This window comes from Hydrogenophaga luteola (assembly GCF_042648585.1).
GTDB classification, from domain to species: Bacteria; Pseudomonadota; Gammaproteobacteria; order Burkholderiales; family Burkholderiaceae_C; genus Hydrogenophaga; species Hydrogenophaga luteola.
In genome coordinates this window covers 301399-323301 of sequence record NZ_JBHRXX010000010.1, presented here as the reverse complement: position 1 = coordinate 323301, position 21903 = coordinate 301399, and the positions used below count along the sequence as shown (strand labels likewise).

General features: G+C 66.2%; 17 protein-coding genes. 6 read left to right on the top strand and 11 right to left on the bottom strand.

Annotated elements, in window-relative coordinates; genetic code table 11:
* The first annotated feature begins 13 nt into the window (after nucleotides 1-13).
* Nucleotides 14-244 carry an LPS translocon maturation chaperone LptM gene (gene lptM / locus ACFOPI_RS23405; protein ID WP_382179573.1) on the top strand — a complete coding sequence of 77 codons (231 nt, stop codon included), beginning with the start codon at nucleotides 14-16 and terminating at the stop codon, nucleotides 242-244.
* On the opposite strand, the gene ACFOPI_RS23400 is transcribed toward lptM, so the two are convergent.
* The 5 genes from ACFOPI_RS23400 to ACFOPI_RS23380 form a co-directional block, all read right to left on the bottom strand.
* On the bottom strand, nucleotides 225-866 hold the full coding sequence (locus ACFOPI_RS23400; RefSeq protein ID WP_382179572.1) for a protein-methionine-sulfoxide reductase heme-binding subunit MsrQ: 642 nt from the start codon (nucleotides 864-866) through the stop codon (nucleotides 225-227). The two genes, lptM and ACFOPI_RS23400, sit on opposite strands and share 20 nt — an antisense overlap.
* The gene (gene msrP / locus ACFOPI_RS23395; RefSeq protein WP_382179570.1) at nucleotides 866-1870 is read right to left on the bottom strand and encodes a protein-methionine-sulfoxide reductase catalytic subunit MsrP; all 1005 of its coding nucleotides are present in this window, start codon (nucleotides 1868-1870) and stop codon (nucleotides 866-868) included. Before msrP ends, ACFOPI_RS23400 begins: the two co-directional genes overlap by 1 nt.
* Before the next feature lie 61 nt (nucleotides 1871-1931).
* On the bottom strand, nucleotides 1932-3296 hold the full coding sequence (ccsB, locus tag ACFOPI_RS23390) for a c-type cytochrome biogenesis protein CcsB (RefSeq protein WP_382179567.1): 1365 nt from the start codon (nucleotides 3294-3296) through the stop codon (nucleotides 1932-1934).
* Entirely contained in the window at nucleotides 3293-5434 is a 2142-nt protein-coding gene (locus tag ACFOPI_RS23385) for a cytochrome c biogenesis protein ResB (protein ID WP_382179564.1), read from the bottom strand. The genes ccsB and ACFOPI_RS23385 overlap by 4 nt, the downstream gene beginning before the upstream one ends.
* Nucleotides 5435-5598: 164 nt before the next feature.
* Entirely contained in the window at nucleotides 5599-6213 is a 615-nt protein-coding gene (locus tag ACFOPI_RS23380) for a c-type cytochrome (RefSeq protein ID WP_382179561.1), read from the bottom strand.
* A 103-nt stretch (nucleotides 6214-6316) separates the two neighbouring features.
* Between ACFOPI_RS23380 and yihA the strand changes: the two genes are divergently transcribed.
* Nucleotides 6317-7039, top strand: coding sequence for a ribosome biogenesis GTP-binding protein YihA/YsxC (yihA, locus tag ACFOPI_RS23375; protein WP_382179559.1), 723 nt, complete (start codon nucleotides 6317-6319; stop codon nucleotides 7037-7039).
* Here yihA and ACFOPI_RS23370 read toward each other — a convergent pair.
* Both ACFOPI_RS23370 and ACFOPI_RS23365 read right to left on the bottom strand, forming a co-directional pair.
* A complete protein-coding gene (locus ACFOPI_RS23370) occupies nucleotides 7030-7899 on the bottom strand; it encodes a lysophospholipid acyltransferase family protein (RefSeq protein WP_382179824.1) in 870 nt (289 codons plus the stop codon). The genes yihA and ACFOPI_RS23370 overlap by 10 nt on opposite strands.
* Before the next feature lie 38 nt (nucleotides 7900-7937).
* On the bottom strand, nucleotides 7938-8813 hold the full coding sequence (locus ACFOPI_RS23365; RefSeq protein WP_382179556.1) for a lysophospholipid acyltransferase family protein: 876 nt from the start codon (nucleotides 8811-8813) through the stop codon (nucleotides 7938-7940).
* A 209-nt stretch (nucleotides 8814-9022) separates the two neighbouring features.
* On the opposite strand from ACFOPI_RS23365, the gene metK reads away from it, so the two are divergent.
* Nucleotides 9023-10201, top strand: a complete 1179-nt coding sequence (gene metK / locus ACFOPI_RS23360; protein WP_066257905.1) for a methionine adenosyltransferase — start codon at nucleotides 9023-9025, stop codon at nucleotides 10199-10201.
* Between the two features lie 165 nt (nucleotides 10202-10366).
* Complete coding sequence (locus ACFOPI_RS23355) at nucleotides 10367-12445, top strand: PAS domain-containing sensor histidine kinase (protein WP_382179553.1); 2079 nt, start codon at nucleotides 10367-10369, stop codon at nucleotides 12443-12445.
* A gap of 21 nt (nucleotides 12446-12466) precedes the next feature.
* Here the strand turns inward: ACFOPI_RS23355 and ACFOPI_RS23350 are convergent, their stop codons facing one another.
* From ACFOPI_RS23350 to ccoG, 3 genes are all read right to left on the bottom strand, one after another.
* Nucleotides 12467-14221 (bottom strand): sensor domain-containing diguanylate cyclase, encoded by a 1755-nt coding sequence (locus ACFOPI_RS23350; protein WP_382179551.1) that lies wholly within the window; start codon nucleotides 14219-14221, stop codon nucleotides 12467-12469.
* Between the two features lie 50 nt (nucleotides 14222-14271).
* Nucleotides 14272-16527: a carotenoid biosynthesis protein gene (locus tag ACFOPI_RS23345; RefSeq protein ID WP_382179548.1), complete on the bottom strand. Its 2256-nt coding sequence runs from the start codon at nucleotides 16525-16527 to the stop codon at nucleotides 14272-14274.
* Nucleotides 16528-16637: 110 nt separating this feature from the next.
* Nucleotides 16638-18068 (bottom strand): cytochrome c oxidase accessory protein CcoG, encoded by a 1431-nt coding sequence (gene ccoG / locus ACFOPI_RS23340; RefSeq protein ID WP_382179545.1) that lies wholly within the window; start codon nucleotides 18066-18068, stop codon nucleotides 16638-16640.
* Between the two features lie 323 nt (nucleotides 18069-18391).
* Here ccoG and groES point away from each other — a divergent pair, with 323 nt between their 5' ends.
* Both groES and groL read left to right on the top strand, forming a co-directional pair.
* Nucleotides 18392-18682, top strand: coding sequence for a co-chaperone GroES (groES, locus tag ACFOPI_RS23335; protein WP_066152738.1), 291 nt, complete (start codon nucleotides 18392-18394; stop codon nucleotides 18680-18682).
* 44 nt (nucleotides 18683-18726) lie between these two features.
* Complete coding sequence (groL, locus tag ACFOPI_RS23330; RefSeq protein ID WP_382179541.1) at nucleotides 18727-20370, top strand: chaperonin GroEL; 1644 nt, start codon at nucleotides 18727-18729, stop codon at nucleotides 20368-20370.
* Nucleotides 20371-20473: 103 nt separating this feature from the next.
* Here groL and ACFOPI_RS23325 read toward each other — a convergent pair whose 3' ends face one another.
* Nucleotides 20474-21691, bottom strand: a complete 1218-nt coding sequence (locus tag ACFOPI_RS23325) for an MFS transporter (protein WP_382179538.1) — start codon at nucleotides 21689-21691, stop codon at nucleotides 20474-20476.
* Between the last annotated feature and the right edge of the window lie 212 nt (nucleotides 21692-21903).

Genomic DNA, 21903 nt, shown 5'->3' with positions numbered 1-21903 from the left:
CAATGCCACCACTATGTCGAACGAAACCATTGTAGGTGGCCGTATCTCCCGTTGCAGAGCATGGTCGACCGTGGCCTTGCTGGTCGCTTCGACGGTGATCGCGGGTTGTGGCCAGAAGGGCCCTCTCTACATGCCGGCCCCCAAGGCTGCGGCTCCCGCCGGAGCGAAGCCCGCCACGCCTGCTGCGGCGAACAACCCGGCAACACCCGAACCTGTCGAGAACACTACCGCTCCCGCACGCTGACTTGCCCACTCGCTTGCGAGCCCTGCAGGGGGCGCCTGAGCCAGCGCCGCAGCCGCCATCCCAGCAGACCGCCGAAAATCGCGGCATACACAGCGACTTCCGCAAAGTCCTGCTTGCCCGCCCGCATCCAGAAGAAGTGCAGCACCGCCAGCGCGGCGACGGCATAGACGGAGCGGTGCAAGGCCTGCCATCGGGCAGCCCCAAGCCAGCGAATCGCCCGGTTGAACGACGTGGCCGCCAGCACCAGCAACAGCAGCCAGCCGAGTGTCCCGACCAGGATGAACGGCCGCTTGGGCACGTCGGCCACGATGTCCCGCCACACGAAACCCATGTCGAACCAGGCGTAGGCCAGCCAGTGCAGGCTGGCATAAAAGAACACAAACAACCCCAGCATGCGGCGCAACCGCGCCAGCTGCGGCCAGCCCAGCCACACGCGCAGCGGCGTGACGATCAACACCAGCACCAGCGCGCGCAGACTCCAGTCGCCCAGCGAACGGATCAACGCCTCGGCCGGGTTGGCGCCGAGCTGGTCATTGAACGCCGCCCATACCAGCCACGCCGCAGGCAGCAGCCACAACACAAACACCACCGGCTTGACCGCCGGGTGGCCCAGCCAGCGCATCAGTAGAACTTCTTGAGGTCCATGCCGGCGTAGAGAGACCCGACCTGCGCCTCATAGCCATTGAAGCGCTCGGTCTTGCGCCGCTTGGCGAGGAGACCGCCCTCGTCGCCGATTCGGCGCTCGGTCGCCTGGCTCCAGCGCGGGTGCGGCACATCCGGGTTCACGTTGGAATAGAAGCCGTACTCCTGTGGCGCTGCGATGTTCCACGCGGTCTTCGGCTCTTTCTCCACGAACCGGATCTTCACCAGCGACTTGCCGCTCTTGAAACCGTATTTCCACGGCACGACCAGCCGCACCGGCGCTCCGTTCTGGTTCGGCAGCACCTCGCCATACATGCCAAAAGCCAGGAGGGTCAGCGGGTGGCGAGCCTCGTCCATGCGCAGACCCTCCACATACGGCCAGAGCAGCACATTCGAGGTGACACCGGGCATCGTATTGCGATCGGCCAAGGTCACGAACTCGACGTACTTGGCACTGCCCTGGGGCTCCACCTGGCGGATCAACTCAGCCAGCGAAAAGCCCACCCAGGGGATCACCATCGACCAGCCTTCGACGCAGCGCAGGCGGTAGATGCGCTCTTCCATCGGTGCCAGCTTCATCAGGTCGTCAATACCGAAGGTCCGCGGCTTGTTGACCAGTCCCTCGACCGACACGGTCCAGGGGCGCGGTTTCAGGGTCTTCGCATACGCCGCCGGGTCGGATTTGTCTGTGCCGAACTCGTAAAAGTTGTTGTAGGTGCTGGCGTGTTCGTAGGCGGTGACCTTGTCGGTGGCCATGGCACCCGCGACCGAAGACCGCACGGACGGAAGAGGCAACAGCTTGCCAGGCCGACCGACTGCGGTCTGAGCCAGCGCATCGCGCGAGGCCCAAGCAGCGAGCACCGCACCGCCCGCCCCCAGCGCCATGCGCTGCATCCACTCCCGTCGACCGAGGTAGGCGCTGCGTGAGGTGATTTCGCTGGGAACGAGGTGTTGGAAACCGTTGTCGGTGGGCCGGACGATCATGGCGTGCTCCTGAGGATGGACATCCGTCGTGGGAGCCGCCAGTTTCTTACAAGTTCGGCGATCAGAGCTCGCCGTAGCTGTGAAGCCCCGACAGGAACATGTTCACGCCCAGGAACGCAAACGTGGTCACCGCCAGGCCGACCAGCGCCCACCAGGCCGCGACCGTGCCGCGCAGCCCCTTCATCAGGCGCATGTGCAGCCAAGCGGCGTAGTTCAGCCAGACGATCAGGGCCCAGGTTTCCTTGGGGTCCCAGCTCCAGTAGCCCCCCCAAGCCTCGGCGGCCCAGAAGGCACCGAGCACGGTGGCGATGGTGAAAAAGGCGAAGCCGACCGCGATGGCTTTGTACATCACGTCGTCCAGCACCTCGAAGCTGGGCAGGCGCGCCGCAATGCGACCGCGCGCCGCCAGGATGCCACCGACGATCAGGGCCGAAATGCCGAAATAAATGAACCAATAGCTGCCGCCCTTCTCGGCCGCGCCCTGGCGGAACACGATGGGTTCAAAGCACAGCACCACCCCCAGAACGAACAGCGGCGCCAGCTTGTACCAGCGGGTCTCGGCGGCACTTTGCTTGATCAGGTAGGCAAAGGCCAGCATGGCCGAAATCGCGAAGGTGCCGTAGCCGATGAAGTTGGCCGGCACATGCAGCTTCATCCACCAGCTCTTGAGCGCCGGCACGAGCGGCTGGATCTGGTGCGCTTCGCGCACCACCGTGTACCAGAGCAGGAAACCGACCGCCGCGCTGACCACCAGCATCACGAAAGCCCCCATGGAGCGCGTCTTGTACTGGTCCTCGTAGTACAGATAAAAGGCCGCTGTCATCCAGCAGAACAGCACGAACACTTCATAGAGGTTGCTGACCGGGATGTGGCCGATGTCGGGGCCGATCTGGTGGCTCTCGAACCAGCGCACCATGGTGCCGACCAGGGCCAGCGTCACCGCCACCCAGGCCAGGCGCGACCCCAGCGTCTCGAAGGTGTTGCCGTCGCGCGAGAACATGCCGAACCAGTAGAACGCTGTGCTCATGAAGAACAGCATGCTCATCCAGAGAATGGCCGACTGGCTGGAGATGAAGTACTTCAGCAAAAACACGGTGTCGGCTCGCGCCAGCACAGCAGCCCCGCCGTCCGGTGGCAGATAAAGCCAGATCGCCAACAAGGACAGGACTGCCACCACTGCCATCAGCCGGCTCATCGGGCGCCAGAACCAGCCCAGCCAGATCAGCACCGGAGCGGTGCCCACCAGGATCCACTTTTCGTAGATGTCCATCGCGGCGTCGTAGCGCACAAACGCCCAAGCGGCCCCTCCGATCACCAGGGCAGCGAACAGCCAGTCCCACACCGTGCGGCTCGCGAGGAAACCCGGGCCCAGGCCCGCGCCCTGCCGGTTGTTCTTCAGTTCAAAGGTCTGGGTTGCAGTGTTCATGCATTCACCTTCAGCAATTGGGTCTTCAACTGTTCGAACTCCTGGTCCGACTCCATCGTCTTGCGGTTGGACGAAAGGGCCATGGAGGCCTGGCTGTGGCCGTCTGCACCGGGCGCCAGCCAGATCCAGACGCGGCGTTCGCGCACATACAGCATCGCAAACACGCCAAGGATCAGCAACACGCAGCCCAGGTAGACGATGGTCTGCCCAGGGGCGCGCGCCACCTGGAATACGCTGGCCTGCACATGCTGGAAATCCTTGAGCTGGAAGGTCATCGGCGCCGGGTAGTAGAAGCTGTCGCTCAGACTCAGCACCGCGCGCGACATGAACTGCTGGGTCGCGTCGTCCCGCGGCAGCGGCGCCAGACCCGCCTTCTCCCGGCCCAGCTGAGCCAGTTCAAACAAAGTGCCGTTGAGGATACGCACCAATACCTCGCTGGCGCGCTCACGCTCGGCCTCGGGCACGTTGGATTCAAGGAATGCAGACACCGCCGGAAGGCCGCCACGGATCTCGGCGTCCGCCCCGGGGGGCGCGTCCTTGGCGGGTGGCAGTTTCTCGGCACCGGCAAACAAGCTGATGGCCCGTTGCGCCGAAGCCTCCAGCGCCTGGCCGAGCTCTGGCTTGTCCGGCTCCACGGCCAGCGCGGCGTAGCGCTTGACGGCCTGGGCCCGCATCGCCGGATCGGCCAGTGCCGAGCGCAGACGCACGAAGCCTTCGATGCCGTCCTTGTCATCCACCGGCACGCGCAAATAGCGCATCGGTTCAGACGGAGTTTCGCGGGCACCCATCAGATAGACCCGGGCGCCGTCGAGCTCCATCGGCAGCATGTAGTTGTGGAACTCGACCGCCTGCCCCGCCGCGTCGCGCAGCTTGTAGGTGATGCTGGGGCCGACATTGCGCAGCTTCTTTTCAGTGACCGTCTTGTGGCCCGAACCCAGCCGGCTCTCGATCGACTCGCGCAGGTCGACCTTGCGCACATCGGTGGCAGCGCTGTCGTCCTGGCTGAAATTCTCGACGTTGATGACCCGAAGCCCGGTGTATTCCAGGGTCAGCTTGCTGTCGCCATTGGTGAGCGAAGACGACCCACCGATCACCCCCGAAATCTCGAATGGAGCGACCACGGCGCCCATCGGGTAGGCCTGCAGGCTCACCTTCGAACCACCGTCGTCAAAGCTGCTCTGGTAGATGTTGATGCCACGGTGGTTGGCCGGGTGGTTGACCTCGACACGCGCGGGCTTCTTTTCACCCGTCTCGTGGTCGTGGATCACGATATCGCTGGCAAACAGCTTGGGCATGCCGGTGTCGTAGTACTCGACGATGAACTTCTTGAGCTCAACAGAGAAAGGGAGCTCCTGCAGCAGCACACCGTCGGACTGGCTGAGGATGGCGGTGGACGAACTGGTGCCTTCGGTCACCAGCAGGTTGCCGCGAAAGGTCGGGTTGGATGGCGAGAGGCGGTGCTGTGCCGGCACATCGGCGATCATGCCGCCGCCGCTGAACGAGCTCTTGCCGTTGAACCACATCTGGGCCCGCACGATCAGGTCGCCATCCAGCAGACCACCGATGCACACCAGAACGATGGCGCTGTGCGCCGCCAGATAGCCGATCTTGTTGGCCGTACCCTTCTTGGCCGCGACCATCCAGCCTTGCCCGTCAGAGAGCGCACGCGACTGCAACTTCACCCGCCACCCGGAAGCCAGCAAGGTCTGACCCACCCGGTGCGCCGCCGCTTCCGGGGGTTCGGCCAGCGTGCTCTCCGCCCGGTGCGGGAAGGACTTCAGGCTCTGCTCGCGGATGTTCTCCTTGAAGGCCTTGAAGTCGGCAAAGATCTTGGGGGTGTTGCGGACGATGCACAGGGAAGTGCTGATCACCAGAAACGCCAGGATCAGCAGGAACCACCAGACGCTGTAGACCGTGAACAGGCCGGCCTTGCCAAATACCTCGGCCCAGAATGGCCCGAACTGGTTGACATAGTTGTTCAGCGGTTCGTGCTGCTTGACCACGGTGCCGATCACCGAAGCGATGCAGATGACCGTCAGCAGCGAGATCGCGAACCGCATCGACGACAGCAGCTCCACCATGTTGCCGAGCACACGGGAACCGGATCGGAGCTGGAAACCTTGGGTGGAAGCGGTCATGAAGGCGTTGAAAACAGAAACAGGGCGGTTCCGGGACAGCCAGAACACACCCTGTTGTGAGTCGTCAGTGGGCTGGCGGTTCAACCGGCATGCAATCGCACCCGCATTTTCCCGCCAAATATTATTGGTCGCTTATATCCCCGGACATCGCGGGGGTGATCCGGTCAGCGCAGGCCGGCGATGTAGTCCGACACGGCCTTGATCTCCATGTCGTTCATCTTGGCGGCCACGCCGGTCATCTGGGCGTTGTTGTTGCGTGTGCCGGCGCGGAAGGCATTGAGCTGGGTGCGGGTGTATTCCGCGTGCTGGCCCGACAGACGCGGGTACTGTGCCGGAATGCCCGAACCGGTGGGACCGTGGCAGCCGGCGCAGGCGGCGATCTGGCGATCCTGGATACCACCCCGGTAGATGCGCTCACCGACACGGACCAGGTCCTTTTCGGTAGCGAAACCGGTGGTGGCCTTCTGGTCGGCCAGCCAGTAGGCGATATTGCGCATGTCTTCGTCGGACAGGGCGGAAGCAAACCCCTTCATCACCGCGTTGTCGCGCTTGCCCGACTTGAACTCCTGCAGCTGCTTGACCAGATACTCGGGATGCTGACGCGCGAGCTTGGGGTTGGCGGGCGTGGTCGAGTTGCCATCGGCCGCGTGACAGGCCACGCACACCTGGCCATACAGGGCAGCACCCTTGGCAAGGTCGGGCTTGGCGGTCTGAGCATGAGCGCTGAACGACAGAACGGCCGCTGCGGCGGCGCAAAGAAGTGATGCAGGCAATTTCATGTCTGGGGCTGTCGTCACAGGGACGGCGTCGGGTTGATTGGAATTCGCAGGGAAACGGAAGGCAACCGGAGGATTTTACAATGGCCCATTGGTAATACCCCTGATGACCCACGCCCCCACCACCTCCTCCGTCGCCCCGCGCCCCACGCGCCCGGACCCCAAGATCGCCCATGGCTGGCTACACACGGCGCGATTCCTGACCACCGCGCCACAGCTCGAGCACCTGCCGGCCCTGGATCTGCCGGAAATCGCCTTCGTCGGGCGCTCCAACGCTGGCAAGTCGACCTCGATCAACACCCTGACCCAGCAAAAGCGCTTGGCCTTCGCCTCCAAGACGCCGGGTCGCACGCAAAGCATCAACCTGTTTGCACTGGGCAAGCAGGGAACCACCGATGCGGTGCTGGCCGATCTTCCGGGCTATGGCTACGCCGCGGTGCCGAAGGAGGCCAAGCTGCGCTGGCAGCGCGTGATGGCCAACTACCTGGTCACGCGGGAAAACCTGCGTGCTGTGGTGCTGCTGTGCGACCCGCGCCTGGGGCTGACCGAGCTGGATGAGGCCCTGCTGGAAATCATCCGCCCTCGCGTCGAGGACGGTCTGAAGTTTCTGGTGCTGTTGACCAAGGCAGACAAGCTCAACCGCGCAGAGGCCAACAAAGCGCTGTCGATCGCGAAGCTGCAGGCCGGCGGTGGTGAGGTCCGCCTGTTTTCCGCGCTCAAGAAGCATGGCCTGGACGAGGTGGCGCTGCTGCTGTGGGACTGGGCCCATGAAGCCCCGACCACCCCGCCGCCTGCGGACGATGTCGGCGACGTTGACACTCAGCGATAGAACGAGGCTTCACCCGCTGGCCGGGTCTTGAAACGCTTGTGCACCCAGTAGTACTGCTCGGGTGTTTCGTCGATCCACTCCTGCAGCAGCCGGTTCATGCGCGCGGTGTCGGCCACCACGTCCTCGGTCGGAAAGTCTTGCCAGGGAGGCAACACCGTGATGTCGTAGCCCTCCGGCGTCAGCCTACTCAGGATGGGCAGCACCCGCGCGCCTCCCATGCGCGCAAATCGGGAGAGTGAGGGAATCGTCGCCGCCGTCACCCCATAGAACGGCACGAACACCGAGTCGCGGGGCCCATAGTCCATGTCGGGCAGCAAGTACAGCGGCTCCCCGGCCCGCAACGCGCTGACCAGTGCCTTGAGCCCGGCGCTCTTGGCCACGATGTGCGGCTCGCCAAAGCGGCGCCGGCCTTCGGCCATCCACTGGTCCATCACCGGGTTGCGCTGGCGGGCGTACAGACCACAGAAACGGCGCTCCACATGGGCCGTCAGCCCGATCCAGCCCGCATCCATGCCAACGAAATGGGGTGCGAACAGCAGCGTCGGGGCGGTGCTCTGCAGCTCGTGCACCGCGCCGCGCAGGCGCAGGCGGCTGCGAACCTGCTCCGGGTGCCCCTGCCAAAGCCATCCTCGGTCGAGCCAGGCCTGGGCAAACAGCACAAAATGCCGACGCACCATGCGCCGGCGCTGCGCCGCGCCCTGCTGGGGAAAACAGAGCCCGAGGTTGATCTCGGCGATGCGGCGGCGGCGGCCCACCAGGGCGTACAACAGCCAGCCCAGCACCGCACCCAGCGCACGCAGCCAGGACAGCGGCAGGTGGCGCGTAACGCGCAACATGCCCAGCACCGCCAGGCTCAGCATGGTCTTCAGGATCGGGCCGCGCGAAGTTGAAGAAGCGGTCATGAGGAGCGCTCGGCCTCCAGCCGTGCCGCATGGCTGATCCCGGACGGCGACTTGTAGCGGTCGTAGGACCACAGGTACTGGGCAGGACACTCCCGCACCAGGGACTCCATGGCGAGGTTGATCTGGTGCGCCGCCTCCTGCGGATCGGACGACAGCTGCCCGCCCGCCTCCGGGCGGAAGGGTCGCAGACACACCCGATAGCCTCGCCCCCAGGATAGGCGTTTGCCCCAAATGAGCAACACGCGAGCCCCTGCTGTCAGCGCCAGCCGGGCCGACAGCGTCATCGTGTAGGCGTCACGGCCGAAGAAAGGTGCCCAGACCCCCTGCCCCTCGGGCGGCACCTGGTCAGGCAACAGTCCCACCCCCTGGCGCTGCTTGAGGGCCTTGATCAGCTGTTTGACCCCGGCGAGCGTGGTCGGTGCGGTGAGCAACCCAGGCCGACTGCGGGCCTGCTCCATGATCTCGCGCAGCCAGGGCTGGCGCGCCGGACGGTATAGCACCGTCACCGGCATGCGGTCCCCGAAATGCTGGGCAAACAGCTGTGCCGTGACCTCGAAACACCCGAGGTGTGGGGTCAGGAAGAGAACACCATTGCCCTCGGCGATGGCCTGCTCGATGAGCTCTCGGCCTTCCCACTCCAGGTGCACGGGAGCCCCCAGCCAGAGGCGCGGCAGCTCGGTGACCATCTTGCCCGCCTCCGCCACCGAAGCGAGTGCCACCGAACGGGGAAACCCGGCTTGTGCCGCGTGATTGAACAGCGTGCGCCGGTAGCGACCGGACAGGGCAAAACTCAGCCAGCCCAACAGCCAGCCAAGGCCATGCAGCAGTGGCAGGGGCAGGCGCGACAGAAACCGGAACAGGAGTGGATACAAAGCCGTCAAACCAACAAGAAGGCGGGTCACGCCACCGCTTTTGAGCGCATCTCCAGGCTCGGTCAACACGCTGCCGCCATGCGGATGGGCGTAAAATCCGCCCATCGCCGAGTTATTGAACTAATTGCGGGGCGATTCACAAATGCCGCTAAAGCGTTCGCCGAACCCAGAAAAACCGGCAACGCCGGTTCAAACACTCTGGAGTTTATATGGCGAACGACTTCCTCTTCACGTCCGAATCCGTCTCCGAAGGCCACCCCGACAAGGTCGCCGACCAGATCTCGGATGCCATCCTCGACGCGATCTTCAAGCAGGACCCGCGCTCGCGCGTGGCCGCCGAGACGCTGTGCAACACGGGCCTCGTGGTGCTGGCCGGTGAGATCACCACCAACGCCCACGTCGACTACATCCAGGTGGCGCGTGACACCATCAAGCGCATCGGCTACGACAACACCGAGTACGGCATCGACTACAAGGGCTGCGCAGTCATGGTCTGCTACGACAAGCAGTCCAACGACATCGCCCAGGGCGTGGATCACGCCTCCGACGACCACCTCAACACCGGTGCCGGCGACCAGGGCCTGATGTTCGGCTACGCCTGTGACGAGACGCCCGAGCTGATGCCCGCGCCCATCTACTACGCGCACCGCCTGGTCGAGCGCCAGGCCCAGCTGCGCAAGGACGGCCGCCTGCCTTTCCTGCGCCCGGACGCCAAGAGCCAGGTGACGATGCGCTACGTGGACGGCAAGCCGCACAGCATCGACACCGTGGTGCTGTCCAGCCAGCACGCGCCCGAGTGGAGCCTTGGCGACAAGATGAAGCCCGAGTTCAACGAGGCCATCATCGAAGAGATCATCAAGCCGGTGCTGCCCAAGGAGTGGCTGCAGAACACCCGCTACCTGATCAACCCGACCGGCCGCTTCGTGGTCGGCGGCCCGCAGGGCGACTGCGGCCTGACGGGCCGCAAGATCATCGTCGACACCTACGGCGGTGCCTGCCCGCATGGCGGTGGCGCGTTCTCGGGCAAGGACCCGTCCAAGGTCGACCGTTCGGCCGCCTACGCCGCCCGCTATGTGGCCAAGAACGTGGTGGCGGCGGGCCTGGCGCGCCAGTGCCAGGTCCAGGTGGCCTACGCCATCGGCGTGGCCAAGCCCATGAACATCACGGTCTACACCGAAGGCACCGGCAAGATCAGCGACGAGAAGCTCTCGGCCATCGTCGCCGAGGTGTTCGACCTGCGGCCGAAGGGCATCATCCAGATGCTGGATCTGCTGCGTCCGATCTACGAGAAGACCGCCGCCTACGGTCACTTCGGCCGCGAGGAGCCGGAGTTCAGCTGGGAGCGCACCGACAAGGTGGAGGCGCTGCGCGCCGCCGCAGGACTGTAAGTCCTTTGCCTTCCTCTGGACAAAAGCCCCGCATCGCGGGGCTTTTTTATGGTTCCAAGTGGCGGGTCACAGGTCCACAATGCCTGAAGTTTTCCGTCCGGTCGCCGATACGGATGGAACGGCAACTCATGCCTTTTGCAACGCCACGACCTGGAGCCTGGAACCATGGAAACCCCTGTCTGCCCGGATCGGACCGACACCGCCAGTCCCGAACTTGAACGCCTGGTGGCTTTGCGCACGCAGGAGCTCAAGATCGCCCTGGAGCGTGCACAGTCGCTGTATGACCAGGCCCCCTGCGGGTACCTGTCGCTGGACGCCGACCTGCGATTCGTCAACCTCAACCGTACCCTGCTGGACTGGCTTGGCTACGAGCGCGAGGAACTGATCGACCAGCATCGCGACCTGGCATCGCTGCTGGAGCCGGAGTGGGCGGCGCTCATGCGCGTGCGCATGCAGAACCTGATCGACACGGGCCGCACCGATCCGCTGGAGCTGGAGGTTCGCTGCAAGGACGGCTCCCGCTTCCACGCCCTGTGCTCCTCGACCTCGGTGGTCGATGCGCAGGGCCGCTTCCTCTACAGCAACACCACGGTCACCGACATCAGCGAGCGCAAGGCGGCCGAGCAGCGGCTGGCCGCACACGACGCCTTCCTGCGCAGCATCACCGACCGCATACCGACGCACCTGGCGTACTACGACAAGGACCTGATCTGCCGGTTTGCCAACACCGCCCATGCGGCGCGCAGCGGCCGACTGGTGAGCGAGATGGTGGGGGCCCACCTCAGCCAGCTGGTGGACCCCGAGCAGTTGCCGGACATCCTGCCGCACGTGGCCGACGCCCTCAACGGCCAGAAGCAGACCTTCGAGGCAGAGCGCCTTGAGGCCGACGGCTCGCGCAGTTTCTACGAGATTCACTACATTCCCGACTTCCAGCTGAGCACCGTCGAAGGCATCTTCATCGAGCTGCACGACATCACCGAGCGCCGCCGCACCGAGGAGTTCGTGCTGGAGGCCAACCGCGATCTCGAAGAGCGTGTGCGCGAACGCACCGCCGAGCTGTTCCAGAGCGAGCAGCGCTACCGCCTGATGGTCGACGCGATCCAGGACCACTGCATCTACTTCGTCGACGAGTCGGGCGCCGTCACCGAATGGACCGAAAGCGCCCAGCGCCTGCACGGCTTCACCCGCACCCAGATGATCGGCAAGCCCTACCTGCGGCTGCTGGCGGTGGACAACGCCGGTGAGGACGAGGTCGACCCGGCGCAGGTGCTGCGCCTGGCCACGGCCCACGGCCAGTGGGAGACCCGCGGCTGGCGCCTGCGCGACGATGGCTCGCGCTTCTGGGCGCACACGGTGCTGACGGCGCTGCGCAACGAGGCTGGCGAACTGCAGGGCCTGTCCTGTATCACGCGCGACATGACCGCCGCCAAGAGCCTGGAGGACGTGATGAACGACCTCAACAAGGAACTTGAAAAGCGGGTGGCCGAGCGCACCCAGCAGCTGGTGGCGGCCAACAAGGACCTGGACGTGTTCTCGCACATGGTCTCGCACGACCTGCGTGCGCCGCTGCGCCACATCAGCAGCTTCGTCACCCTGCTGCAGGAGCAGCTGGGCGAGGTCAAGGACCCGATCGCGCAGCAGTACCTGAACTCGATCAACAAGGCCAGCAAACGCATGAGCCACATGATCGAAGGCCTGCTGGAATACGCCCGCCTCGGCCGTGTGGCCATCGAAGCCCAGCCGGTGCCGATGGCACCGCTGCTGGAGGGGCTGATCGCGCACCTGAAACAGGAGAGCCAGGGCCGCAACATCGAATGGGTGGTCGAAGACGACCTGCCGGTGGTGCGCGGTGACGCGATGCTGCTGGCCCAGGCCTTCGGCAATCTGCTGAACAACTCGGTCAAGTACACGCGGCCGCGCGAGAAGGCCCACATCGAGGTCGGCTGGAAGATCAACCCCGTGGGTGGCCGTACCTTCTACGTGCACGACAACGGTGTGGGCTTCGACCTGGAAAAGGCACACAACCTGTTCGTGATGTTCCAGCGCCAGCACCACTCGATGGACTTCGAGGGCACGGGCACCGGCCTGGCGCTGTCGCAGCGCATCATCGAGCGCCACGGCGGTCGCATCTGGGCCGAGAGCGCGCCCGGCGAGGGCTGCACCTTCTACTTCACGCTGCCGTTCGATGGGCCCGAACCCGAGATGGACTTTCCGAAGTCCTCGATGGCCGACCTGACGGTCTGAGCACCCGGCCCACCGCCGGGCTCAGACCTGCAGCGGCGGCTGCGAGAGGTGCAGCACCACCTTGCGCGGATCGTCGGAAAGGCGATCCAGCGCCCGGTTCAGGCGCTCCAGCAGGCGCTCATCGCTGACCGCGTCTTCCAGCGAGTCCTTGTCGTCTGGCGGGGTGCTGGAGACCAGGCGGAAGCGCAGCGGCAGGTCGACTGGCAGGTTGGGCACCTTCTCCAGTCCCTTGGCCACCACGTGCTGGCCCAGCAGCTTGAGCAGCTCGGGCTTCTGCGGACCTTCGATCAGCATGGCGAAGCGGGTGTCCGAGATGCGGCACACCGTGTCCACGTCGCGCACCACGCCGCTCAGGCGGGACGCCGCCACCACCAGCGCCCGGTCTCCGGCCTCGCGCCCTTCGCGCGCCACGATGTCCGCGTGGTTGGACAGCTCCACCAGCATCACCCCGCAGCGATGCCCCGAGCGGCGCGCCCGCTTGAGCGCATCGCGCAGGCGCAGGCGCAGCACCGGCGCGATCGTCAGCCCCGTCAGCGGGTCGGTGCTTTCCATCGCGCGCAGTCGCGCCCGGTTCTCGCTGAAGTCCTTGGCCCGGCGGTGCAGGATGTACAGCAGCAGCGGGATCTCGATCGCCGAGCCGATCAGCACACCGTACTGCGTCGCCAGGCTGTCGGGCAGCACGCCGGCGCTGCGCAGCGCCGGAAACGGATAACCCAAGTGAACCGGCAGAAAGCCCAGGAAGAGCCAGCCCGCGTAGGTCTCGCCCCGGCGCCAGGTCCAGAGGCACAGCGCGATGCTCAGCAGGACCGACAGCAGGCCGTAGAGATTGAGCAGCTTGAAGGCCAGCGGTGACAGCAGGGCCGCGTAGACCAGGGAATAGACCATGCCGAACAGCGCCCAGGCCACCACGAAGCGGTCGACCCTCTGGGAATGGCGCGGCACCGCGCAGGCCTCGCGCACAAACCAGATGCCCGAGCCGGTGAGCCAGAGCATGAAGAACGACGGCGCCACGTCGTTCCAGGTGGCCCAGTGAGGCCAGAAAAACAGCCCCCCGATGCCGGTGAACGAGGCCTGAAACCCCAGCATGGACGCCACATAGAAACAGTAGGCGACAAAAGCGCGGTCGCCGTAGAGCCGGACGTGGACCCAGCCCAGGAACAGCACCAGCAGCCCGAACCCGAGGTAGCCGCCGATGAACAGGAAGGTGGTGTAGCGCTTGGACTGCAGGTTCTCCTCGGTCAACAGCTGCAGTCGCGGACTGGTGGGTGTCGGCGAGTTGGTCAGCCGCAGCCAAAGCGGCTCGGTGAGCCCGGGGGCCACCGCAAACACCGGCGTCTGGTCGGGGTGGCTCCACTGGGCCACCGGCAGGTGGTCACCGGCGCGCTGTTCGGTCCATCCTCCATCCGCCGCGCGGGTGTAGAGGCGAGCGTCGTTGGTGAAGGCGGAGGCCGTCAGCAGCAGGAACCAGCGCCGCTGGGTGTCCAGCGGACCGGGCTCGATGCGCACCCACAGCGCCGACGACCCGAGCTCGAACGAGCGGTAGTGGTCCATCGCCTCCCAGGTGCCCGCGGGCTCGGCGGCGACCTGGTCCACGGTGGCGCTGCCCGAGGGATCGATCCAGAACCGCGTGGACAGGGTGATGTCGCCCTCGCCCGGCACCTCATCGGCCCGAGCCGCCAGAGGCAGCAGCGCGGCCAGCGCCAGCAGTCCCAGCAACACCATGCGCCAACAGACGTGGAAACGGGTGCAGATGTGGGCAATGGCGCGAGACGGCATGGCCGGATCGTAGCGGCTGCACCGCGCAGATGTAACAAAGATCACGCCATTCATCCGGCCTTGGCGCCATCTGTCGCGTGAACGCCGAGGATCGGCCGCCGGTGCCAGTCGCCGGTGGTGGTCAGCCGGTCTTCCAGCCGGTTCACCCAGTCCGGTGCCAACGGGTCGTCGCTCCAGCCGGCGATCAGCTCGCCCATGGGATGGAGCACCCGGTCCGGCAGCGCCAGGGGCCGGGTCTGGTTCATCAGGAAGCGGGTGAGCAGGTGATAGCCGACGGCGCGGGTGAACAGCCGGGACAGCGAAAAGCCGGGCACCACCAGGCCGACGACGCCGTCGGTCACGCCCACCAGCAGGCGCCCAAGCTGGAACACCAGCCGCGTGGCCCAGGAGACATGCTCGTCGATGCCGATGCGGGCCGCCGTCTCGGGCCCGATCAGCCACCGGGTCAGCGGCACCGGCAGGCCGCGCAGCACCGGCACACGGATCGAATGCGCCATGGCCGCCACGAGCGCCCGGCCCAGCGGCGGCCGCGGGTCGGCCTGGCCCGGCAGCAGCGGGGCCTGGGCCTGCAGCAGGTCGAACAGCGCCGCCGCCTCGTCCATGGTCCAGGCCATCAGCTCGCGGCGCACGCCCAACACATGGCCCATCACGTTCCAGGCGTGCAGGTAGGCCTCTTCGTCCTCGCGCGGCAGACCCTGCCCGAGGGTGCGCATGCCCTTGAGGAAGGAGTAGCTGAAGGTCAGCAGGGTGTAGGCCAGTTCGATCTGGTTGCAGGGCAGGCCCTGGGCGTCGACGTCCCAGCCGTGCGCGGCGAGTGCGCTGTGCATGCGGCGGTCGGCATCCGCCAGCACCTGCGGCAGTACGCGGCCGCGCACGGTCTGCGGATCACCTCGCAGGATGAGGTGGCGGATCGTGGCGTGGATCAGCCGCACCTTGAGCACCTGGGCCACACCCGAGCCCTCGGGGTCGGTCAGGCCGCCCTTCATCATCACCGGGAACACCATGGCAGCGGTCTGGCGGATGCGGTGTTCGGTGTGCTGCTCCAACTGACCGGCGATGTGCAGTACCTCGGCCAGCTGCGGCATCACGTAGCACTCGGGCAGGCTGGAGCAGAACAGCAGGGTGCAGGACAGCGGACCGTGCTCCATGAAGATCGCCTCGGCCCGCGCGATCTTGCCCGGGTCGGCCCAGTCCGGCAGCGCACGGGCCTTCGCCACATAGGCCTCCAGTGCGGCCGCCACCTCGGGGTCGGCCTGACGGCCTGCCGCCCAGCCCGGTGCCAGCGCCGCGTTGTGGGTCCAGGCCGACATCAGCTGGTTGGCCTGCGCCAGGCGGGTCGCCCCCTCCCCTGTGACCGCGCTGTCGCCCGTGCGCCGGCCGATCAGGGCGGTGATGGTGTCGTCCGCGGTCGGGTCGGCCTGCATCGACTGGGCGGCCAGATCCAGCCCGGCCAGGGGCCGCGCATGGGCGGCGCGCTGGTGCGGGTGGGACCACTGGCGCCAGGCCGCCCAGGCCACGACCACCGGCAGGCCCATCGCAAAGAAGGCGATGGCCCGCACCTCGATGGGGTGGCCCAGCAGCACCTGGAACACCAGCCCGGAGGCGTAGATGAGGATGGGCACCAGCACCGCCAGGGGCAGGCCATCCGCGGGCGGTGGCGAGCGACGCGGGGCGGCCAGCGCCTGGAAGCTGCCGACGATGACCAGCGACACGGCCATCCAGCCGGCGAATCCCTGCAGGGTTTCGCCGAACCAGCCGCCGTCGGTCTTCTGCATGATCCAGGCCTTGAGCACGAACACGAAGTACGGGTCGGCGCCGAGGTCGAAAGCGGTGATCACCATGGCCGCCAGCCAGGCCGTCAGCAGGCCGCTCCGGAAATCCGGATGGGCATGGACCGGCCGGCGCCAGAGCATCAGCGAGGCCATCACATAGCCGATCAGCGCGAGCGCGAACCACATCAGGGGAATGGCCAGCGGCACGTCCCCCAGCCGCGGGCCGAGCACCTCGGTGTAGGTGTAGCGGCCGAAGAACCAGCCGCGCGAGGAACCCATCTGTTCGGCGAACCAGCCCAGGCCCAGGGCCAGCAGCATCAATGCGCGCGTCCGCTGGTAACCCAGCAGCCGGGTGGCCGACCAGGCGCAGACCCAGAACATCACCGCGCACGAGCCCACCAGGGCCAGGGTGAGGCCGGGGTAGTGCCAGGCGGTCCAGATCAGCAGCAGCGCCGTGCCGGCAGCCGCCGCCTGGAACACCGCGCGGTCAAAAACAGAGGGGGTGGAAGAAGTGAGGGCAAAAGAAGGGGCCACAGCCAACGGCTTTCAGTGCTTGGTCAACTCCCTTGGGCGGGCATTGTGACCGCAAGCACGGCGCGATACCCGCGCGGGTTTCCCCCGCGCGCAAATCGCGCGCAAAGGCGTCAGCGTGGCACGAGGAAGGTGGTCTTCTCGTCGAGCCGGATCGCGGAATCGGTGCTCGACTGCAAGCGGAACACGATGGGGTGTGAACCGCTCGCGGCGCCCGGGGGCACCTGCACCCGCACGGCCAGCGTGCGCACCTCGGTCGGCAGCACGTCCACCACGGGCTCCGAGGCCAGGGCGATGCCCTCCATGCCCTCCACCGCCAACCGGATCAGCTGCCGTTCTTCGGTGGCGTTCATGATCTGCAGACGGTAGACGTTCTCGATCCGCCCCTGCTCCACCATGCGGGCGAGCGCGCCGCGGTCGCGGATCACATCGACCTTCATCGGCACCCGCAGGTACAGGCTCACGCCCACCGCCACCGCGATGGCCCCCAGGATGGCCGAATACACCAGCACGCGCGGGCGCAGCGCCCGGCGGACGATCTGCGCCTTGTCCCAGCCGCCGGTCATGGCGTTCTGGGTCGAGTACTTCACCAGGCCACGCGCGTAGCCGAACTTGTCCATCACCTCGTCGCACACGTCGGCACAGGCGCCGCAGCCGATGCACTCGTACTGCAGGCCCTTGCGGATGTCGATGCCGGTCGGGCAGACCTGCACGCACAGGGTGCAGTCCACGCAGGCGCCCAGGCCCTTTTCCTTCGGATCGACCTTCTTGCCGCGCGACCCGCGCGGTTCACCGCGGGCGTCGTCGTAGGTCACGATCAGCGTGTCCTTGTCGAACATCGCGCTCTGGAAACGCGCGTACGGGCACATGTACTTGCAGACCTGCTCGCGCATGAAACCGGCGTTGCCGTAGGTGGCGAAGCCGTAGAAGAAGATCCAGAAGGTCTGCCAGGCGCCCATGGTGCCCGCCAGCACCTCGGCGGTCTGGGCACGGATCGGCGTGAAGTAGCCCACGAAAGTGAAGCCGGTCCACAGCGCGAACAGCACCCAGGCCAGGTGCTTGGCACCGCGGCGGGCGAATTTGGTGCCGCTCAGGGGCGCGTCGTCCAGCCGGATGCGTGCCGCCCGGTCGCCCTCGATCTTCTTCTCGATCCACATGAAGATCTCGGTGTAGACCGTCTGCGGACATGCGTAGCCGCACCACAGGCGCCCGGCCACCGCAGTGAACAGGAACAGCGACAGCGCCGACATCACCAGCAGGCCGGTGAGGTAGATGAAGTCCTGCGGGTAGAGCACCAGGCCACCCAGGTAAAAGCGCCGCGAGAGCAGGTCGAACAGCACCGCCTGGCGGCCGTTCCAGTTGAACCAGGGCAGCGCGTAGAACAGGATCTGGGTGAACCACACCGCGGCCCAGCGCAGGCGGGTGAAGGTGCCGCTGACCGAACGCGTCTGGATCTTCTTGCGCGACTCGTACAGGGAGATTTCAACGGTGTCCGGCTCGGGACTGGCTGTCGATGCGGCGGTGGCTGCGGTCGTGGTGGACATGGTGGTGGGTGGGGAAGGACTGCCGATGCCAGCCACTGTCCAAAAACCGTGCCAGACACAAAAGCCTTTGGATTCAGGCACTTGCCATCGCCCTTGGGCCGCTGGAGCACTGCCAGTCTGCCAATGACTGCCAAGTGGCAGTCCAGGCGGTACCGGGGAATTTCCCGGTACGCACTTGAAATGGGCAGGGGTGGCCCTTATGATTAGCACTCGCTGGAGTTGAGTGCTAACACCCGATTCCCAGTCGATCCGCGGGGCCCTGCCCCATGGCCAGTGGCCCCGCCCATCTGACCCCCAACATTTGATCCATTTCAGGAGATGCAATGAACCTTCGTCCTCTCGCCGATCGCGTGATCGTCAAGCGCATTGACAGCGAAACCAAGACCGCCTCTGGCATCGTCATCCCCGACGCCGCCGCTGAGAAGCCCGACCAGGGCGAAGTCCTGGCCGTCGGTCCCGGCAAGAAAAACGACAAGGGCGAACTGTCGGCCATGAACGTCAAGGTCGGTGACCGCGTTCTGTTCGGCAAGTACAGCGGCCAGACCGTCAAGGTCGACGGCAACGAACTGCTGGTCATGAAGGAAGACGACCTGTTCGCAGTCGTCGAGAAGTAATTCGCCCCTCATCCATCCCCATTTACTGAATCGGAGAAATCAACATGGCAGCAAAAGACGTCATTTTCGGCGGCGAAGCCCGCGCCCGCATGGTTGAAGGCGTGAACGTCCTGGCCAACGCGGTCAAGACCACCCTGGGCCCCAAGGGCCGCAACGTGGTGCTTGAGCGCTCCTTCGGCGCCCCCACCGTGACCAAGGACGGTGTGTCCGTGGCCAAGGAAATCGAACTCAAGGACAAGCTCCAGAACATGGGCGCCCAGATGGTCAAGGAAGTCGCTTCCAAGACCAGCGACAACGCCGGTGACGGCACCACCACCGCCACCGTGCTGGCCCAGGCCATCGTGCGCGAAGGCATGAAGTACGTGGCCGCCGGCATGAACCCGATGGATCTGAAGCGCGGCATCGACCGTGCTGTCGAGTCCCTGATCGCCGAGCTGAAGAAGGCCTCCAAGCCCACCACCACCAGCAAGGAAATCGCCCAGGTCGGCTCCATCTCCGCCAACAGCGACTCCTCCATCGGCGACATCATCGCCAACGCGATGGACAAGGTCGGCAAGGAAGGCGTGATCACCGTGGAAGACGGCAAGTCCCTGCAAAACGAGCTGGATGTCGTGGAAGGCATGCAGTTCGACCGCGGCTACCTGTCGCCCTACTTCATCAACAACCCCGAGAAGCAGGCCGCCCTGCTGGACAACCCGTTTGTTCTGCTGTTCGACAAGAAGATCAGCAACATCCGTGATCTGCTGCCCACGCTGGAAGCTGTGGCCAAGGCCGGCCGTCCGCTGCTGATCATTGCCGAAGACGTCGAAGGCGAAGCCCTGGCGACCCTGGTGGTCAACACCATCCGCGGCATCCTGAAGGTCGTCGCTGTCAAGGCCCCTGGCTTCGGCGACCGCCGCAAGGCCATGCTGGAAGACATCGCCATCCTGACGGGCGGCAAGGTCATCGCCGAAGAAGTGGGCCTGACCCTCGAGAAGGTGACCCTGGCCGACCTGGGCCAGGCCAAGCGCATCGAAGTGGGCAAGGAAAACACCACCATCATCGACGGCGCCGGCGCTGCCGCTGACATCGAAGCCCGCGTCAAGCAAATCCGCGTGCAGATCGAAGAAGCCACCAGCGACTACGACCGCGAGAAGCTGCAAGAGCGCGTGGCCAAGCTGGCCGGCGGTGTGGCCGTCATCAAGGTCGGTGCCGCCACCGAAGTCGAGATGAAGGAAAAGAAGGCCCGCGTGGAAGACGCCCTGCACGCCACCCGCGCTGCGGTGGAAGAAGGCATCGTCGCCGGTGGTGGCGTGGCCCTGCTGCGCGCCAAGCAATCCGCTGGCGCCATCAAGGGTGACAACCCCGACCAGGACGCCGGCATCAAGCTGGTCCTGAAGGCCATCGAAGCCCCGCTGCGCGAGATCGTGGCCAACGCCGGTGGCGAGCCCTCCGTCGTGATCAACAAGGTGCTGGAAGGCAAGGGCAACTTCGGCTTCAACGCTGCCAACGACACCTACGGCGACATGATCGAAATGGGCATCCTGGACCCGACCAAGGTCACCCGCACCGCGCTGCAGAACGCCGCTTCCGTGGCGTCCCTGATGCTGACGACCGAGTGCATGGTCGCCGAGGCTCCGAAGGACGAGGCTCCGATGCCCGCCGGCGGCGGCATGGGCGACATGGGCGGCATGGGCATGGGCATGTAATGCCTTGACCCGGCCCGGGGGCTTCGGCCCCCCTGCCAGAGAAAAAGCCCCGCAAGGCCACTTGCGGGGCTTTTTCTTTGGGCCTTGCTGGGGGGCCGGAAGATCAGGACACGCGCTGCGGCCCGGTCAGCGCGTCGCGCATCGCCAGCGGCCGGAACAGGCGCCACCAGGCCAGGCTGATGCCGAGGGTGCCCAGTCCGCCCAGCACCACCGAGCCCACCGGCCCGAAGGCCGCGGCGGTCACGCCCGACTCGAACTCGCCGAGCTGGTTGCTGGCGCCGATGAAGAGCGTGTTGACCGCCGCCACGCGACCCCGCATCTGGTCGGGTGTTTCCAGCTGCACCAGGGTCTGGCGGATGACCACGCTGACCATGTCGGCCGCGCCGGACACCGCCAGCGCCGCCAGCGACAGCCAGAACGAGGTGGACAGGCCGAACACCACCATGCACAGCCCGAACAAAGCCACCGCCACCAGCAGCGTGCGGCCGACGCGCCGCTCCAGCGCATGGCGCGAGAGCACCACACCCGCCACCAGCGCCCCGACCGCCGGCGCCGACCGCAGCACGCCCAGCCCTTCGGGACCGACCTGCAGGATCTCCTTGGCGAAGATCGGCAGCAGTGCAGTCGCCCCGCCCAGCAGCACCGCGAACAGGTCCAGCGAGACCGCCCCCAGGAGCACCGGGTGGCCCCACACATAGCGCACACCTGCCAGCAGGGTCGCCGCACTGACCGGCTCACGCACGACCGGTGGGCGCTCATAACGCACCCACAGGCAGGCCAGGGCGGCGCCCAGGAACAGCAGCGTGCACACGATGTAGACCGCGTTCAGATCGACCGCGAAGATCAGCCCGCCCAGGGCCGGCCCGCCGATGACGGCAGCCTGGGTGCCCGTCGAGGTGACGGCCGTGGCGCGGGCCAGCAGCGGCGCCGGCACCAGCGACGGCAGCAGCGCTTGCTGGGCCGACATCTGGAACGGACGGACCGCCCCCAGCAGCGCCGACAGCGCCAGCAGCCATTCGCGCGAGACCGCGTGCGCCAGCGTGCCGCCCACCAGCAGCACCGCCACGGCGGCTTGCGCGGACAGGCACAGGGCCACGATGCGGGCCCGGTGGTGGCGGTCGGCGGCGTGACCGGCGGGCAGCGTCGTCGCGAGTGCCGGCACGAACTGGAACAGCCCGACCAGCCCCAGGTCCCAGGCGCTGGCGGTCAGCTCGTACATGTGCCAGCCGATGGTGAGCATCAGCATCTGGGTGCCCGCAACGGCCGCCACCCGGGCGCACCAGAAGCGGACGAAGGACGGATGGGAGAGCAGATCGGACATGGCCGCAGGCTAGCACGCGCTAGCTTTTGCGTTGCAATGGGCGCACCCCCGAGGCAGGAAGCCTGAGGGCGACTACCGAGCGCCGAGGAAGGCCTGCGTGTTGTAGTAGCTCATGTACGCATGGCAACCATGCGGTGGAATCTGAGCTGTGCTGCCGGGTTCTGCCACAGGCCCAATCGGTCGACTTCCGCTCGGTGTGCGGCCTGCACTGC